Annotated in this window: 12 protein-coding genes; 9 read left to right on the plus strand and 3 right to left on the minus strand. The window is 64.5% G+C overall.

Annotated features, from left to right (window positions below):
* The first annotated feature begins 36 nt into the window (after positions 1-36).
* The 3 genes from cgtA (at position 37) to N0B71_RS12970 (ending at position 2965) form a co-directional block, all read left to right on the plus strand.
* On the plus strand, positions 37-1257 hold the full coding sequence (gene cgtA / locus N0B71_RS12960; protein ID WP_259759260.1) for an Obg family GTPase CgtA: 1221 nt from the start codon (positions 37-39) through the stop codon (positions 1255-1257).
* 122 nt (positions 1258-1379) lie between these two features.
* Positions 1380-2498: a glutamate 5-kinase gene (gene proB, locus N0B71_RS12965; RefSeq protein ID WP_259759261.1), complete on the plus strand. Its 1119-nt coding sequence runs from the start codon at positions 1380-1382 to the stop codon at positions 2496-2498.
* An 11-nt stretch (positions 2499-2509) separates the two neighbouring features.
* Complete coding sequence (locus N0B71_RS12970; RefSeq protein WP_236175519.1) at positions 2510-2965, plus strand: CreA family protein; 456 nt, start codon at positions 2510-2512, stop codon at positions 2963-2965.
* A gap of 145 nt (positions 2966-3110) precedes the next feature.
* Here the strand turns inward: N0B71_RS12970 and rpsT are convergent, their stop codons facing one another.
* Positions 3111-3380 (minus strand): 30S ribosomal protein S20, encoded by a 270-nt coding sequence (gene rpsT, locus N0B71_RS12975; RefSeq protein ID WP_009617555.1) that lies wholly within the window; start codon positions 3378-3380, stop codon positions 3111-3113.
* Between the two features lie 252 nt (positions 3381-3632).
* Between rpsT and murJ the strand changes: the two genes are divergently transcribed.
* From murJ to ispH, 6 genes are all read left to right on the plus strand, one after another.
* Positions 3633-5171, plus strand: coding sequence for a murein biosynthesis integral membrane protein MurJ (murJ, locus tag N0B71_RS12980; protein ID WP_259759262.1), 1539 nt, complete (start codon positions 3633-3635; stop codon positions 5169-5171).
* A 106-nt stretch (positions 5172-5277) separates the two neighbouring features.
* Positions 5278-6216 (plus strand): bifunctional riboflavin kinase/FAD synthetase, encoded by a 939-nt coding sequence (gene ribF, locus N0B71_RS12985; protein WP_259759263.1) that lies wholly within the window; start codon positions 5278-5280, stop codon positions 6214-6216.
* Between the two features lie 21 nt (positions 6217-6237).
* On the plus strand, positions 6238-9072 hold the full coding sequence (gene ileS / locus N0B71_RS12990; protein WP_259759264.1) for an isoleucine--tRNA ligase: 2835 nt from the start codon (positions 6238-6240) through the stop codon (positions 9070-9072).
* A complete protein-coding gene (lspA, locus tag N0B71_RS12995) occupies positions 9065-9574 on the plus strand; it encodes a signal peptidase II (protein ID WP_259759265.1) in 510 nt (169 codons plus the stop codon). The genes ileS and lspA overlap by 8 nt, the downstream gene beginning before the upstream one ends.
* The gene (gene fkpB, locus N0B71_RS13000) at positions 9567-10019 is read left to right on the plus strand and encodes an FKBP-type peptidyl-prolyl cis-trans isomerase (protein WP_259759266.1); all 453 of its coding nucleotides are present in this window, start codon (positions 9567-9569) and stop codon (positions 10017-10019) included. The genes lspA and fkpB overlap by 8 nt, the downstream gene beginning before the upstream one ends.
* A 97-nt stretch (positions 10020-10116) precedes the next feature.
* Positions 10117-11061 (plus strand): 4-hydroxy-3-methylbut-2-enyl diphosphate reductase, encoded by a 945-nt coding sequence (ispH, locus tag N0B71_RS13005; protein ID WP_259759267.1) that lies wholly within the window; start codon positions 10117-10119, stop codon positions 11059-11061.
* 66 nt (positions 11062-11127) lie between these two features.
* Here the strand turns inward: ispH and N0B71_RS13010 are convergent, their stop codons facing one another.
* Positions 11128-11556 carry a type IV pilin protein gene (locus tag N0B71_RS13010; RefSeq protein WP_311197237.1) on the minus strand — a complete coding sequence of 143 codons (429 nt, stop codon included), beginning with the start codon at positions 11554-11556 and terminating at the stop codon, positions 11128-11130.
* Complete coding sequence (locus N0B71_RS13020) at positions 11553-16271, minus strand: PilC/PilY family type IV pilus protein (protein ID WP_259759268.1); 4719 nt, start codon at positions 16269-16271, stop codon at positions 11553-11555. Before N0B71_RS13020 ends, N0B71_RS13010 begins: the two co-directional genes overlap by 4 nt.
* Positions 16272-16274 lie beyond the last annotated feature (3 nt).

Consider the following 16274-nt stretch of genomic DNA (forward strand, 5'->3'; position numbering starts at 1 on the left):
ATTTTCAACCCGCCGGCTCGGCGGGAGGCGTTCGCAATGAAATTCGTCGACGAAGTATCCATCCACGTGAAAGCCGGTGACGGCGGCAACGGCCTCATGAGCTTCCGCCGCGAGAAGTTCATCGAGAAAGGCGGTCCCAACGGCGGTGACGGTGGCGACGGCGGCTCGGTGTTCCTCGAGGCCGACGAGAACCTCAATACCCTGGTGGACTACCGCTACACCCGCCGTTTCGACGCCCAGCGCGGCGAGAACGGCGGCAGCAAGGACTGCACCGGCGCTAAGGGCGAGGATCTCGTCCTGCCGGTGCCGGTCGGTACCACCATCATCGATGCCAACACCCAGGAAATCATCGGCGACCTGACCACTGCCGGTCAGCGCATCATGGTGGCCCAGGGCGGCTGGCACGGTCTGGGTAATACCCGCTTCAAATCCAGCACCAACCGTGCGCCGCGCCAGACCACGCCGGGCAAGCCGGGCGAGGCGCGCGACCTCAAGCTGGAGCTGAAAGTGCTGGCGGACGTCGGTCTGCTGGGGCTGCCGAACGCCGGCAAGAGCACCTTCATCCGCGCGGTGTCCGCCGCCAAGCCGAAGGTGGCCGACTACCCCTTCACCACCCTGGTGCCGAACCTGGGCGTGGTCAGTGTCGGCCGCTTCAAGAGCTTCGTGGTCGCTGATATTCCCGGCCTGATCGAAGGTGCCGCCGAGGGCGCCGGCCTGGGTATTCGCTTCCTCAAGCACCTGGCGCGCACCCGCCTGCTGCTGCACATCGTCGACATGGCGCCGCTGGATGAGAGCGACCCGGCCGATGCCGCGGAAACCATCGTCCACGAGCTGGAGAAGTTCAGCCCGGCGCTGACCGAGCGCGATCGCTGGCTGGTGCTGAACAAGATGGACCAGATCCTCGAGCCCGAGGAGCAGGAGCGCCGCAAGCAGGAAGTGGTGGATCGCCTGGGCTGGGAAGGTCCGGTCTACGTGATTTCCGCCCTGGAGCGCGAGGGCACCGAGGCCCTGAGCCAGGACATCATGAAATACCTCGACGAGCGCACCCTGCGCATCGAAGAAGATCCGGCCTATGGCGAAGCCCTGGCGGCGCTGGATCAGCGCATCGAAGATGAGGCCCGCGCCCGTCTGCAGGCGCTGGACGATGCTCGCGCCCTGCGTCGCGCCGGCCTGAGGAATGCCGACGATGCGGATGACGATGATTTCGAGGATGACGAAGACGACGGCGACGGTCCGGAAATCTTCTACGTGCCCTGATAGGGCGCGTGGTCAGTTCTCTGTTTGTAGCGTGTAGCCCGGCGGCCCAGGCTGCCGGGTCCTCCAGTGTTCCCCGTGGATGCGGGGATGAACCGAACCGCCTGATTGTTAAGGTTGAGGCTATGCGTGAGAAGGTCACTGGCGCCAAGCGCTGGGTAGTCAAGATTGGCAGTGCGTTGCTGACCGCCGATGGGCGCGGTCTGGATCGTGACGCCATGGCGGTGTGGGTCGAGCAGATGGTCGCGCTGCATTGCGCGGGCGTCGAGCTGGTGCTGGTGTCCTCGGGCGCCGTGGCGGCGGGCATGAGTCGCCTGGGTTGGGTTTCCCGGCCGAGTGACATGCATGAGCTGCAGGCGGCTGCCGCGGTGGGGCAGATGGGCCTGGTCCAGGCCTGGGAGTCCAGCTTCGGCGTGCATGGCCTGCAGACTGCGCAAGTGCTGCTGACCCATGATGACCTGTCCGACCGCAAGCGCTACCTGAATGGGCGCAACACCCTGCGCACGCTGGTGGATCTGGGCGTGATCCCGGTGATCAACGAGAACGACACCGTGGTCACTGACGAGATTCGCTTCGGCGACAACGACACCCTGGCGGCGCTGGTGGCCAACCTGGTCGAGGCGGACCTGCTGGTGATCCTCACCGATCGCGACGGCATGTTCGACGCCGACCCGCGCCACAATCCGGACGCCGAGCTGATCTTCGAAGCGCGCGCCGATGATCCTGCTCTGGATGCCGTCGCTGGCGGCACCGGTGGTGCGCTGGGGCGTGGTGGCATGCAGACCAAGCTGCGCGCGGCGCGCCTGGCGGCGCGCTCCGGTGCGCACACCGTCATCGTGGGTGGCCGTATCGAGCGTGTGCTGGATCGCCTGCGTGTCGGCGAGCGCCTCGGCACGTTGCTGACCCCTGAGCAGAGCCGCAAGGCGGCGCGCAAGCAATGGCTGGCGGGGCACCTGCAGATGCGCGGCACCCTGGTGCTGGACGATGGTGCGGTGAAGGCGGTTGCCCAGGATCACAAGAGTCTGCTGCCGGTCGGCGTGAAGGCCGTACAGGGCAGCTTCCGTCGCGGCGAAATGGTGGTGTGCGTGGATCAGCAGGGTCGCGAAATCGCCCGCGGCCTGGCCAATTACAGTGCTCTGGAAGCGCAGAAGATCATTGGTCAGCCGACCGACGCCATCGAAGGCCTGCTGGGCTATGTCGATGGTCCGGAGCTGGTGCACCGCGACAACCTGGTGCTCGTCTGAGGAGAGTGTTCATGCGTAAGGGATGGATGGCGGCGTTGATGCTGCTGCCGGCGCTGGCCCGGGCCGATGTGGTCGGCGAGGTGTCCACCGTGTTCAAGTGGGTAGGGCCGAACGACAAGATCGTCGTCGAGGCCTTCGATGATCCGAAGGTGGCAGGCGTCAGCTGCTACCTGTCCCGCGCCAAGACCGGCGGTGTGAAAGGTGGTCTGGGCTTGGCGGAGGATCGCGCCGAGGCGTCGATCTCCTGTCGTCAGGTCGGGCCGATTCAGTTTACCGGCGACCTCAAGGATGGCGAGGTGGTGTTCCAGCAGCGCACCTCGCTGGTCTTCAAGACCATGCAGGTGGTGCGCTTCTTCGACAAGAAGCGCAATGCGCTGGTCTATCTCGTCTACAGCGATCGCGTGATCGAGGGCAGTCCGCAGAATGCGGTGACGGCGATTCCGATCATGCCGTGGCCTGAGAAGTAGAAAGAGAAGGGCGGGTGACCGCCCTTTCTTTTTGCCTGCAAGTTTTCACCGGCAGAGAAGGTGAGTCTGTGGATAACTCATTCGAAGGGTAAATTGCAGGCAATAAAAAACCGGCCCTGGGGCCGGTTTTTCAAGAACGGAACGCTTACGCGGTGGCCAGGGCCTTCACGTGGGCGTTCAGGCGGCTCTTGTGGCGAGCGGCCTTGTTCTTGTGGATGATGCCTTTGTCAGCCATGCGGTCGATGACCGGTACGGCGGCAACCAGAGCGGCCTGGGCCTTCGGCAGGTCCTTGGCGTCGACTGCTTTGACTACGTTCTTGATGTAGGTACGAACCATGGAACGCAGGCTGGCGTTGTGGCTGCGACGCTTCTCAGCCTGTTTGGCGCGTTTTTTGGCGGAAGGTGTGTTGGCCACCGTCGAGCTCCTCGAAAAAAACTTGGGATGTTGCGAATAAATTAAGGCCGCGAATAATGCCGTTGCATCAAGGCCTTGTCAAGGGTATGAGCGGCTGCCGACGAGTGGTGCGACGGGCGCACGCTCTCCGCGGGATGGGGTGATTTATTCCCCCTGCGGCCCTACACTGCTGCGCTTCGCCTGGCGGTCGAGCAATCGCTGCAGGCCAGTGCCGCGCCCGGCAGGGCGGCCATTCTACCAGCTCTGGACGCTATGAACCTACTCAAGTCGCTGGCCGCGGTCAGCTCGATGACCATGATCTCGCGGGTGCTCGGCTTCGTGCGCGACACCATTGTCGCGCGCATGTTCGGCGCCGGTATGGCGACCGACGCCTTCTTCGTCGCCTTCAAGCTGCCCAACCTGCTGCGCCGCATCTTCGCCGAGGGCGCGTTCTCCCAGGCGTTCGTCCCGATCCTGGCCGAGTACAAGACCCAGCAGGGCGAGGAGGCGACCCGTACCTTCATCGCCTATGTGTCCGGCCTGCTGACCCTGATCCTGGCGCTGGTGACGGCGCTGGGCATGCTCGCCGCGCCCTGGGTGATCTGGGTGACGGCCCCCGGCTTCGTCGATTCGCCGGAGAAGTTCGCGCTCACCAGCTCCCTGCTGCGGGTGACCTTTCCTTATATCCTGCTGATTTCGCTGGCATCCCTGGCAGGGGCGATCCTCAATACGTGGAACCGCTTCTCGGTGCCGGCCTTCGTGCCGACGCTGCTGAACGTCAGCATGATTGTCTTCGCGCTGTTCCTCACTCCCTACTTCGACCCGCCCATCATGGCACTGGGCTGGGCGGTGCTGGCCGGCGGCTTGGCGCAGCTGCTCTACCAGCTGCCGCACTTGAAGAAGATCGGCATGCTGGTGCTGCCGCGCCTCAATCTGCGCGATTCCGGTGTCTGGCGCGTGCTCAAGCAGATGGGCCCGGCGATCCTCGGTGTCTCGGTCAGCCAGATTTCGCTGATCATCAACACCATCTTCGCGTCCTTCCTGGTGGCCGGCTCCGTGTCCTGGATGTACTACGCGGATCGCCTGATGGAGCTGCCGTCCGGCGTGCTGGGCGTGGCGCTGGGCACCATCCTGCTGCCATCGCTGGCCAAGACCTACGCCAGCGATGACCGCCACGAATATTCGCGGCTGCTGGACTGGGGCCTGCGCCTGTGCTTCCTGCTGGTGCTGCCGTGCTCGCTGGCCCTGGCGGTGATCGCCGAGCCGCTGACCGTCGCGTTGTTCCAGTACGGCAAGTTCGACGCCCACGACGCGTTGATGACCCAGCATGCGCTGGTAGCCTATGCGGTCGGCCTGCTCGGCATCATCCTGGTGAAGGTGCTGGCGCCGGGCTTCTACGCGCGGCAGAACATCAAGACCCCGGTGAAGATCGCGCTGTTCACCCTGGTTTCCACCCAGCTGATGAACCTGGTGTTCATCGGCCCGCTCAAGCATGCCGGGCTGGCCCTGGCGATCAGCCTGGCGGCCTGCCTGAACGCCGGGCTGCTGTATTGGCAGTTGCGCAAGCACCGGCTGTTCGAGCCGCAGCCGGGCTGGGGCACGTTCGTCGCCAAATTAGTCGTCTCTGTACTGGTGATGTGCGCCGTGCTGATCGGCATGATGCACTTCATGCCGGCCTGGGACCAGGGCGGCATGCCGATCCGTCTGGTGCGCCTGGGCGCGCTGGTGGTGGCCGGTGTGGTGGCCTATTTCGGTATGCTGGCGCTTCTGGGCTTCCGCTTGCGGGACTTCTCCCGTCGCGCGGTGCTGTAACCTTCGCCGGGCAAAGCATTGCATCCGTTTGCGGCGACGGCATTTTGCCTGTCGCACGGCAACGGGTGCAGGTATAATCGACCACTTTCTGAGCAATACGCGCGCTATGCAGCTGCTTCGAGGCCTTCACAACCTGCGGCCCCTGTCCGGGGGCTGTGTCGCCACCATCGGTAACTTCGACGGCGTCCATCTTGGCCACCAGGCGATCCTGGGGCGTCTGCGCGAGCGTTCGCTGGAGCTGGGCGTGCCCAGCTGCGTGGTGATCTTCGAGCCGCAGCCGCGCGAGTACTTCGCGCCCGATGCCGCCCCGGTGCGCCTGACCCGCCTGCGCGAGAAGCTCGAACTGTTGCGCCAGTACGGGGTCGATTTCGTCCTCTGCCTGGCCTTCAACCGCCGTCTGCGCGAGCTGTCGGCCGCCGAGTTCGTCCGCCAGGTGCTGGTGGAAGGCCTGCGGGTCCGCCATCTGGAAGTGGGCGACGACTTCCGCTTCGGCTGCGATCGCTCCGGCGACTTCGCCTTCCTGGTCAATGCCAGCGCGGAGCAGGGGTTCACCGTCGAAGCCGCCACCACCGTGGAAGTCGACGGCATGCGCGTGAGCAGCTCGCGCATCCGCAAGGATCTGGCCGACGGCGACCTGCACCGGGTCGAGCGCCTGCTGGGCCGTCCGTATCGCCTGAGCGGCCGCGTGCTGCACGGGCAGAAGCTGGGGCGCACGCTGGGTTCGCCCACCGCGAACATCCAGCTCAAGCGCCGCAAGGCGCCGCTCAATGGCGTGTACCTGGTCAGCACGATGGTGGCTGGCCAGCACCAAAACGGGGTTGCCAACATCGGCACCCGACCGTCTGTGAATGGCGACGGCCGGCCCCACCTGGAAGTGCATCTGCTGGATTTCGCTGGCGACCTCTACGGCCAGCATCTGGACATCACCTTCCACCAGAAGCTGCGCGATGAGCAGCGTTTCGCCTCGCTCGAGGCACTCAAGGCGGCCATCCTCGCCGACATCGCCGCCGCCCGGGCCTACTGGCTGGGCCAACCGCTTGATTGAAGATCCTGAACAGGCCCTGAGATGACCGATTACAAAGCCACTCTGAACCTTCCCGAAACCGACTTCCCGATGAAAGCCGGCCTGCCCCAGCGCGAGCCGCAGACCCTGAAGCTGTGGAACGACATTGGCCTGTACCAGAAGCTGCGGAAGATTGGCGAAGGTCGCCCGACATTCATCCTGCACGATGGCCCGCCCTACGCCAACGGCAGCATCCACATCGGTCACGCGGTCAATAAGATCCTCAAGGACATCATCGTCCGCTCCAAGACCCTGGCCGGCTACGACGCCCCCTACGTGCCGGGCTGGGACTGCCACGGCCTGCCCATCGAGCACAAGGTCGAGACCACCCACGGCAAGAACCTGCCGGCGGACAAGACCCGCGAACTGTGCCGTGAATACGCCGCCGAGCAGATCGAAGGGCAGAAGGCCGACTTCATCCGCCTGGGCGTGCTGGGCGACTGGGACAACCCCTACAAGACCATGAACTTCTCCAACGAGGCCGGTGAAATCCGCGCCCTCGCCGAGATGGTCAAGCAGGGCTTCGTGTTCAAGGGGCTGAAGCCGGTGAACTGGTGCTTCGATTGCGGCTCCGCCCTGGCCGAAGCCGAGGTCGAGTACGCCGACAAGAAGTCCGACGCCATCGACGTCGCCTTCCCGGTGGAAGACGCCGACAAGCTGGCCGCCGCCTTCGGCCTGGCCAGCCTGCCCAAGCCCGCCGCCATCGTTATCTGGACCACCACCCCCTGGACCATCCCGGCCAACCAGGCGCTGAACGTCCACCCCGAGTTCACCTACGCGCTGGTCGATACCGGCGAGCGCCTGCTGGTGCTGGCCGAGGAGCTGGTCGAGTCCTGCCTTGCACGCTACGGCCTGGAAGGCCAGGTCATCGCTACCGCCCAGGGCGAGTCGCTGGACCTGATCCGCTTCCGCCACCCGTTCTACGAGCGCTTCTCGCCGGTCTACCTGGCCGAGTACGTCGAGCTGGGCGCCGGCACCGGCGTGGTTCACTCCGCCCCGGCCTACGGCGAGGACGACTTCCGTACCTGCAAGCAGTACGGCATGAGCAACGACGACATCCTCAGCCCCGTGCAGAGCAATGGCGTCTACGTCACCGACCTGCCGTTCTTCGGCGGCCAGTTCATCTGGAAGGCCAACCCGGCCATCGTCGCCAAGCTCGATGAAGTCGGCGCGCTGCTCAAGCACACCAGCATCAGCCATAGCTACATGCACTGCTGGCGTCACAAGACCCCGCTGATCTACCGCGCCACCGCGCAGTGGTTCGTCGGCATGGACAAGCAGCCGCAGAGCGGCGCCACCCTGCGCGAACGTGCGCTGGAAGCCATTACCCAGACCGAATTCGTCCCCAGCTGGGGCCAGGCGCGCCTGCACGGCATGATCGCCGGCCGTCCGGACTGGTGCATCTCGCGTCAGCGCAACTGGGGCGTACCGATCCCGTTCTTCCTGCACAAGGCCACCGGCGAGTTGCACCCGCGCACCGTCGAGCTGATGGAAGCCGTCGCCCAGCGCGTCGAGCAGGAAGGCATCGAGGCCTGGTTCAAGCTCGACGCCGCCGCACTGCTGGGCGACGAAGCCGCGCAGTACGACAAGATCAACGACACCCTGGACGTCTGGTTCGACTCCGGTACCACCCACTGGCACGTGCTGCGCGGCTCCCACGCCGAGCTGGGTCATGCCAGCGGCCCGGCCGCCGACCTCTACCTGGAAGGCTCCGACCAGCACCGCGGCTGGTTCCACTCGTCGCTGCTGACCGGTTGCGCCATCGACGGCCATGCGCCGTACCGCCAGCTGCTGACCCACGGCTTCACCGTGGACGAGTCCGGCCGCAAGATGTCCAAGTCCCTGGGCAACACCGTGGTGCCGCAGACCGTGATCGACAGCATGGGCGCCGACATCCTGCGCCTGTGGGTCGCGTCCACCGACTATTCCGGCGAGATCGCGGTTTCCCAGACCATCCTGCAGCGCAGCGCCGACGCCTACCGGCGTATCCGCAATACCACGCGCTTCCTGCTGTCCAACCTGTCCGGCTTCGACCCGGCCAAGGACCTGCTGCCCAACGACCAGCTGCTCGCCCTGGACCGCTGGGCCATCGACCGCGCGCTGCAACTGCAACGCGAGCTGGAAGAAGCCTACCGCGACTACCGCTTCTGGAACGTCTACTCCAAGGTGCACAACTTCTGCGTGCAGGAGCTGGGCGGCTTCTACCTGGACATCATCAAGGACCGCCAGTACACCACCCAGGCGGACAGCGTCGCCCGCCGTTCCTGCCAGACCGCGCTGTTCCACATCGCCGAGGCCCTGGTGCGCTGGATCGCGCCGATCCTGGCGTTCACCGCCGAGGAAATCTGGAGCTTCATGCCGGGCGAGCGCGCCGAGTCCGTGATGCTCAGCACCTGGTACGACGGCCTCGCCGAACTGCCGGCCGATGCCGAACTGGACCGCGCCTACTGGGACGAAGTCATGGCCGCCAAGGCTGCCGTGAACAAGGAGCTGGAGAACCAGCGCAGCGCCAAGACCATCGGCGGCAACCTGCAGGCCGAGATCACCCTCTACGCCGAAGACTCCCTGGCCAAGCGCCTGGAGAAACTGGGCAACGAGCTGCGCTTCGTGCTGATCACCTCCGCCGCCACCGTCGCGCCGCTGGCCGATGCGCCGGCCGATGCGGTCGAGAGCGAACTGCCGGGCCTGAAGCTGAAAGTGGTCAAGTCCGCCCACGCCAAGTGCGGCCGTTGCTGGCACTTCCGCGCGGACGTCGGCAGCCATGCCGCGCATCCGGAACTGTGTGGCCGTTGCGTCGAGAACATCGATGGCGCGGGTGAGGTGCGTCACTATGCCTAACGCCGATCGTTTCGGCCGCCTGCCCTGGCTGTGGATCACCGTGGTCGTGTTCGTGCTGGATCAGATCAGCAAGGCCTTCTTCCAGTCCGAGCTGACCATGTACCAGCAGATCGTGGTCATCCCCGACCTGTTCAGCTGGACGCTGGCCTACAACACCGGCGCCGCGTTCAGCTTCCTGGCCGACAGCTCCGGCTGGCAGCGCTGGCTGTTCGCCCTGATCGCCATCGTGGTCAGCGTCGTGCTGGTGGTCTGGCTCAAGCGCCTCAAGCGCGGCGAGACCTGGCTGGCCATCGCCCTGGCCCTGGTGCTGGGCGGCGCGCTGGGCAACCTGTACGACCGCATGGTCCTGGGGCACGTGGTGGACTTCATCCTCGTGCACTGGCAGGACCGCTGGCGCTTCCCGGCCTTCAACCTGGCCGACAGCGCCATCACCGTCGGCGCCATCATGCTGGCGCTGGACATGTTCAAATCGAAGAACTCCGGAGAGACCGCCAATGGTTGATTCCTCTGACACCATTCAGCGCATCGGCGGCGACTCGAAGGTCACCCTGCATTTCGCCCTGAAGCTCGACGACGGCAACGTCGTCGACAGCACCTTCGACAAGCAGCCGGCCACCTTCACGGTTGGCGACGGCAACCTGCTGCCGGGCTTCGAGCAGGCGCTGTTCGGCCTCAAGGCCGGCGACAAGTGCACCCTGACCATCGAGCCGGAGCAGGGCTTCGGCCAGCCGAACCCGGCCAACGTCCAAGTGATGCCGCGCGACCAGTTCGACGGCATGGAACTGGCCGAAGGGCTGCTGGTGATCTTCAACGACGCCGCCAAGACCGAGCTGCCGGGCATCGTGAAGGAATTCGACGAGCAGCACGTCACCATCGACTTCAACCATCCGCTGGCTGGCAAAACGCTCGCCTTCGAAGTCGATATCATTGATGTGACACAAGCCTGATCTTGCTGATGGCCCGGATTCGTTCGGGCCGCCAGCGCCTGGCACTGTATTCCTACCGGCCCCTCGTGGGCCGGCTTGCGTAGCACTCGAGGCCACCATGCAAATCAAACTCGCCAATCCCCGTGGCTTCTGCGCCGGCGTCGACCGGGCGATCGAGATCGTCAACCGCGCCCTCGACGTCTTCGGCCCGCCGATCTACGTGCGCCATGAAGTGGTGCACAACAAGTTCGTGGTGGAGAACCTGCGCAACCGCGGCGCCGTGTTCGTCGAGGAGCTCGACCAGGTGCCGGACGACACCATCGTCATCTTCAGTGCCCACGGCGTATCCCAGGCCGTGCGCAAGGAAGCCGAGAACCGCGGCCTGAAGGTGTTCGACGCCACCTGCCCGCTGGTGACCAAAGTCCACATGGAAGTCGTGCGCTACAGCCGCGACGGCCACGAGTGCATCCTCATCGGCCACGAAGGCCACCCGGAAGTCGAAGGCACCATGGGCCAGTACGACGCCTCCAATGGCGGCGACATCTACCTGGTGGAAGACGAGGCCGACGTCGCCGCGCTGGCGGTGCGCAACCCCGAGGCGCTGCACTTCGTCACCCAGACCACCCTGTCGATGGACGACACCTCCAAGGTGATCGACGCCCTGCGCGCGAAATTCCCGCACATCCAGGGCCCGCGCAAGAACGATATCTGCTACGCCACCCAGAACCGCCAGGACGCGGTGAAGGAATTGGCGGACCAGTGCGACCTGGTGCTGGTGGTCGGCAGCCCGAACAGCTCCAACTCCAACCGCCTGCGCGAGCTGGCCGAGCGCATGGGCACTCCCGGCTACCTGATCGACGGCGCCGAAGACCTGCAGAAGGAGTGGTTCGATGGCGTGCAGCGCATCGGCATCACGGCCGGCGCCTCGGCCCCGGAAGTGCTGGTGCGCGGGGTGATCGAGCAACTGCGCGAGTGGGGCGCCGAGCCCGAGGTCGAGCTGGATGGGCGGGAGGAGAACATCACCTTCTCGATGCCCAAGGAGTTGCGGGTGAAGGCGGTTTGACCTCACCGTGATGAGCCACTAATAAAAAACCCGCCAAGGCGGGTTTTTTTACGTCAGAACGTCGACCTAAATACCTCGGCAACTACCCCAGGCACCGGCCAAGGCTCCGGAACCGCCGCGTACGCCGGTGGAAGTGAGGGTGATAGTGCCTCGGCCAGCCAGGACACCGCCGTTCACCGGAGTGGCGGTAAGCGTATAGCTAGTGCCGGATGCGTCGATGTTGGCGGCGATGGTGAGGACCGCACTGCCGTCGACGGGGCTCTGTGCGTAGGCTCCCAGGGTTGCGCCAGTGTAGGTGTTCTGCTGGGCACGGTACCTTTCCAGTAAGCCGGCGGCACCGGTCAGGGTTCCTTTGCCGTCTTCGCAAGCTGCTCGCCGCACATAGGCTGAATAGGAAGGAAGGGCAATGGCAGCGAGTATCCCCACCACCACGACCGCGATCATCAGTTCCAGCAGGGTGAAGCCCTGCTGGGATTTCTTGGCCTCGATGCTCAAAGGTTGTCCTCATCAATCCAGTAGTATTCGTTGAGATCCAGTTGCGGTGGCTTGCTCACCTGGGTGCCATTGATCACGAAGCTGGTGCCGCCGATGCTGACCAGGGTCGGGTCGGGCAGCAAGCCGGTGGTCTTGACCACGTTGTAGCGGGCGGACGGCGAAGTGGAGCTGCCAGTGGTGCTGACTGGCGTTGCATCCGCCAGGTGCACGACATAGGAGCGGTTCACGCCGACGCTGGCCTGGCAGGAGTTCGCTGCCGCCGTGGGCTCGTAGGTGTTGAAGTAAAGGTAACCGTTCACCGTCAGCGAGCGGGTCAGGACCTTTTCCCCGCCCGAACTGTTCATCTTGATCATCCAGCCGCCAGTGGTAGCGCTGAAGGCGGTGGTAGCGTCGGCCTTCTCGGTGTCGGTACCTGCTTGCAGCAGGTTGTTGGTCGCGTCGTAGAGGCTACTTTCAGTCAGCGTGGTCTCGCTGGTCGACGGCTTGGTCAGCACCGGCGTACGGAAGGAGTAGAAGCGGTCCTCCGTCAGCTTGTTGAGCGGGTGGCCGCGATAGCCGGAGCCGATGTTGACCGTCAGGACCAGGGTGCCGTTGACGTTGAGGATCGCCACGTCCGGTTCGTTGTAGAACCGGCGGATCTTGGCCTTGCGCTGTGCATCCGTGGTGTCTGCGGTATCCGCGGGGACCACGTTGGCAAACACGCCGTCGTTGCTGCTGCCCGCCGCAGTTACCAGGCCGGCGCCGCTGCTGCCGTTGTTGATGTAGAAGCGCCACACCTGGCCGCCCATGTCGCCGACGAAGAACTGGTCTGCCAACTGGTTGGCGTCGTTGGCCAGGGTGCCGTCGGAGTTCTGCTGCAGGTCGATGACGCGCACGGCAGACGGGATGCTGTACTTCATCTTGCTCAGTTGCAGCGTGCCGCTGGTCCTGCTGGCGGACCAGATGCGCTGGCCGGTGCGGGCGTTGACGATGTAGATGGCGTTGCCCATCGTGTCGGCGGTCTGCACGCTGACGCTGTCCTGGTTCGGATCATAGCCGCCGGCAAAGATCAGCACGTCGGTAATGGTGCCGCCCACATCGATGCGGGTTTTCACAGGCGGCGACCAGGTTTGCCCCAGCTGCTCGAAACCAGCGGTGGTACCACCCTTGATCAGCCACAGCAGTTTCGGATTGGAGCGGTCGGTGAGATCCAGCGCGTAGATATCGCGACCACCCCGGCCCATGGTGCCGTAGGCGTAGACGAACTCACCGGTGTTCAGCCCGGAGAGCAGGGTCGGCGTGGCGGCGCTGGTGTCGAGGCCGCCGTAGAGTACGCCGTTCTTGTTGGCGTCGTTCACCCACAGGGTCACGGTGTTATCCATGCCGTAGGAGCGAGGCTTGGCGCTGGTCGACTTCTGGTTGGCAGCCAGTTGCGGGACGTGCGCCAGCAGAGGCTCGGGCATGAAGGCCAGTTGCTCCTGGCCATTACTGGTACCGAACAGGTGCAGGTAACCCTCGTTGGTCGACATGACCACGCTCTGGTCTTCGCTGCTGCAGGTCTTGTAGGTGCTGTCGGTGTAGGTGTTGCATGCATAGGTGACCAGGCGCGGCGAAGAGTGCAGCGGGTCGCCCAGACCCTTGCGCTGAGCTCCGGCCGCAGTGAGGCCGCGGATGTAGTTGATAGCCGCAGTGCGTGCAGCGGTGTCGTTTGCGTCACTGATACCCAGCTTGGCGTTGGTGATGTTGGTGTTCGCCGTGTTGAGCAGGTAGTTGTTCTGATTCAGGTTCACTGCTGCGCTGGGCGAGGCGCCGATGAAGGTATAGAGCGAGCGAGCTGCCGCGTCCGGAAGGTTCGAGGCCGCGCCACCATTGGCGGTGTTGTTGCCATCGGCGCTGGAGCTCCAGAAGCTGCGGGCGGAGCTCTTGAAGAAGCCGGTCAGCGGATCCACGGCGGCGGTATTGTCCGCATCGACGATCTGCGCGGTGGCAGTGTCCAGACGATAACGCTTCAGGTTGCCCGGCCACGTATCGGTCTCCTGCGGCTTGAACACCGAGAAGTACAGCTCGTCCTTGTTGTCCTGGCGGTTGAAGGTATTCACCGGGGCGCTGGCACTGACGAAGGTGCTGTCGGTCGCCAGAACCTGCTGAATGATGTCGTTGAACGCTTTGGACAGGTCACCGGCAGTGGTCGCGGTGTAGGTCGAGCCGCCGCCGCGGGAAGCCAGGTCGGCGAGGAATTTCTTGATGTTGGCGCTATCGGTCGCACTGCTGGCATCGAGCGCGAAGCCCACGGTGTGAGTAGTCACCTCGTTGTCGCCGTCGATGCTGGAGGCCTGGTCGTTGGCAGCCATCCAGCCGGCAAGGGTGCGGGCGCACTTCTCGCCGTCGTCGGTAGCGTCGCTGGTGCAGGCGCCGGCCAATGCGGCGATGCCATTCTTGGCTGCCGTGGTGTTCTGGTTGGCCTGTCCGTCGGTCAGCAGCACCAGGTGAGTGGTCTGGCAGGCGCTGTTGATCGGGCTGGCATAGCCATCGGCACCGTTACGCAGGTACTGCACCGCGTCGTACAGAGTCGGCACGATGGGTGTGTTGCCCGACGGCGTCATGGTTTGTGCCAGGCTGTTGAGTTGGTTGCGCACGGTGAACGGGCTGGTGGTCAAGCCACCGTTGGCCAGCTTGATGCGCAGGCGCAGGGATTGCGCCGGGTTGGTCTCATAGGCCTGGGCGTTGAGGCTGGAGTTCGCGCTTTGGGTCATGAACACCGTCAGCGCATTGCCGGGCGCCCAGCCACTGCGGTTGAACACCGTCTGCAGCGAGGAGGCGAGGCCGCCGCAGGCGAAGCTGGTGCCGGCGGCCCAGCCACCATTGGCATTGTTGATGGTGCAACTGACCCCGGAAGTACTGCTGCGTGATCCGATGTTGCCACTGGTGGCCTGCAGGGCCGCCGAGCTGTCGGTGTTCTCGAAGCTGATCGATGTGCTGACGTTCGGGCCGGCAACGGTGTTGTTCGGGGTAACGTACAGCCTGGCATCCAGCACGGTCGCGCCCTGGACGACCGGCAGGTTCTCGTAGCGCGCGGCGATGGAGCCCGAGTTCAGCGGCAGCGTGCTGTCACCCAAGGTCGGTGTGTAGTAGTTGCGCCCCGGGGCGGTTTCGAAACCGTCGTTCTTGGCGTCGGAGACACGGGTTTCGATGATCGGGTTGAGGCATCCGCCGCTGCCACCGGTATAGGTCACTGACAGCGACGGTTGCAGACCTACGCCACCCTCGATGCTGGTGGCCGTCCGTGAGCCGGAGCCACTCAAAGGCGTGAGGATGATGGCGGCGGCGTTGTTGCCGCACCAGCCGCCCTGGTTGACGATTTGCTGCACCACGTTCTTGATGTCCGGGCCTTCCACTGGTACGGGCGGGTTCTGTGCCGTCCATTCGGGAGCTACCCAGTCGAAGTAGGCCGATGTGGTGGCGCGTGCCGGGAGATTCTCGGTGGCGGAGAAGGTCGAGGCATCGCTCACCAACTGGCCCTTGATCCGGAAGGTCACCGGGTCGCTGTTGGAGGTCGCCGGAACGAAGGACAGCACTGCCTTGGTGACGGTGGCTCCTTGCGGAATGCCCAGGTTCTGGAAACGCAGGGCGCCGACGCGGGTCTGTGCCACGGTCGAGGTGGTGGAGTAGTTCACCACCAGGGCGGGGGCATTGCTGCCGCAGCTGCGGGCACAGAAGGTGTAGTCCGCCGCCTGGGTCGCGCGGAAGCTCATCACCACGTCACCGATGTCGCTGGTGGTGGGGGCGACTCTTTGCAGCGCCTTTAGTTGGTTGGTGATGTCGATCTGGGTCGTGTAGCCGTTGATCCAGCTCGAAGCGGTGGCCGACGCGGTATTGAAGGTGCGGGTACCTACCGGACTGTTGTCATTGAGCGCGGCTGGCGTTTTCGACAGCTCCATTTTTACATTGAGCGTCGGGGGCGTCGTCCTGCTGTTGCCGTTGGTGGGCAGCAAGGTCAGGTATGCACTCTGGATCGTTGCGCTGGCCGGGACGCCCAGCGAGCGGAAGTCGAAAAGTGCTGTCTGGTAGTTACTGTTGTTGGTCGAGTTGATGTTCAACTCGGTGATGCTGCCGTTGGTGCAGACCGGCTTGCTCGGACGATTGAGGCCATTGGTGCGCATGCGGCATGAGTAGTCGGTGCCGTTCTGCGTGACGATGAAGAAGGCATCGTTCTGGGCAAGGGTCGAGCTGGGCGTGCCGACGACGGTGGTAGTGGTGCTGGTGTAGCCCATGGGCAGGCTGGACTCGCCGATATCGCCAGTGCTGTTGGCAATGTTCTGGGTAGCGTCGTCGCTACCTTGGGCGATTTCTGGATTGCCGGCGTACTGGGTCGCGGAGCTGGGCAGCACCGAGTCGATGTTGGTCACCGGATAGAGCAGCCGGTTGTCGCCATTGAGCACCATCAGGCCGGCGTTGATGCCGCTGGTGTTCTGGATGATGTCGGAGAACGCCTGCTTGAGCAGGGTCATCCGGGATTGCTGCCCCCTCGAGGGGTTGCTGTTGCTATCGGTGCGCCACGCCATGGAGCCGGAGTTATCGAGCACGAACAGTACGTTGGGGCGCACGTTCTGGTCGATGGACTGGCCGCCGAAGAAAATCTCGGTGTCGTCGGCGTAACTGTGCGTCGCACAGGCAATGCCCGTGGTCAGCAGGGCACCGCTCATCAGGCTGCGAAGGAAGGGCTGGGGACGATTCATTCT

The sequence above is a fragment of the Pseudomonas sp. GCEP-101 genome, from assembly GCF_025133575.1.
Classification (GTDB): Bacteria; Pseudomonadota; Gammaproteobacteria; order Pseudomonadales; family Pseudomonadaceae; genus Pseudomonas; species Pseudomonas nitroreducens_B.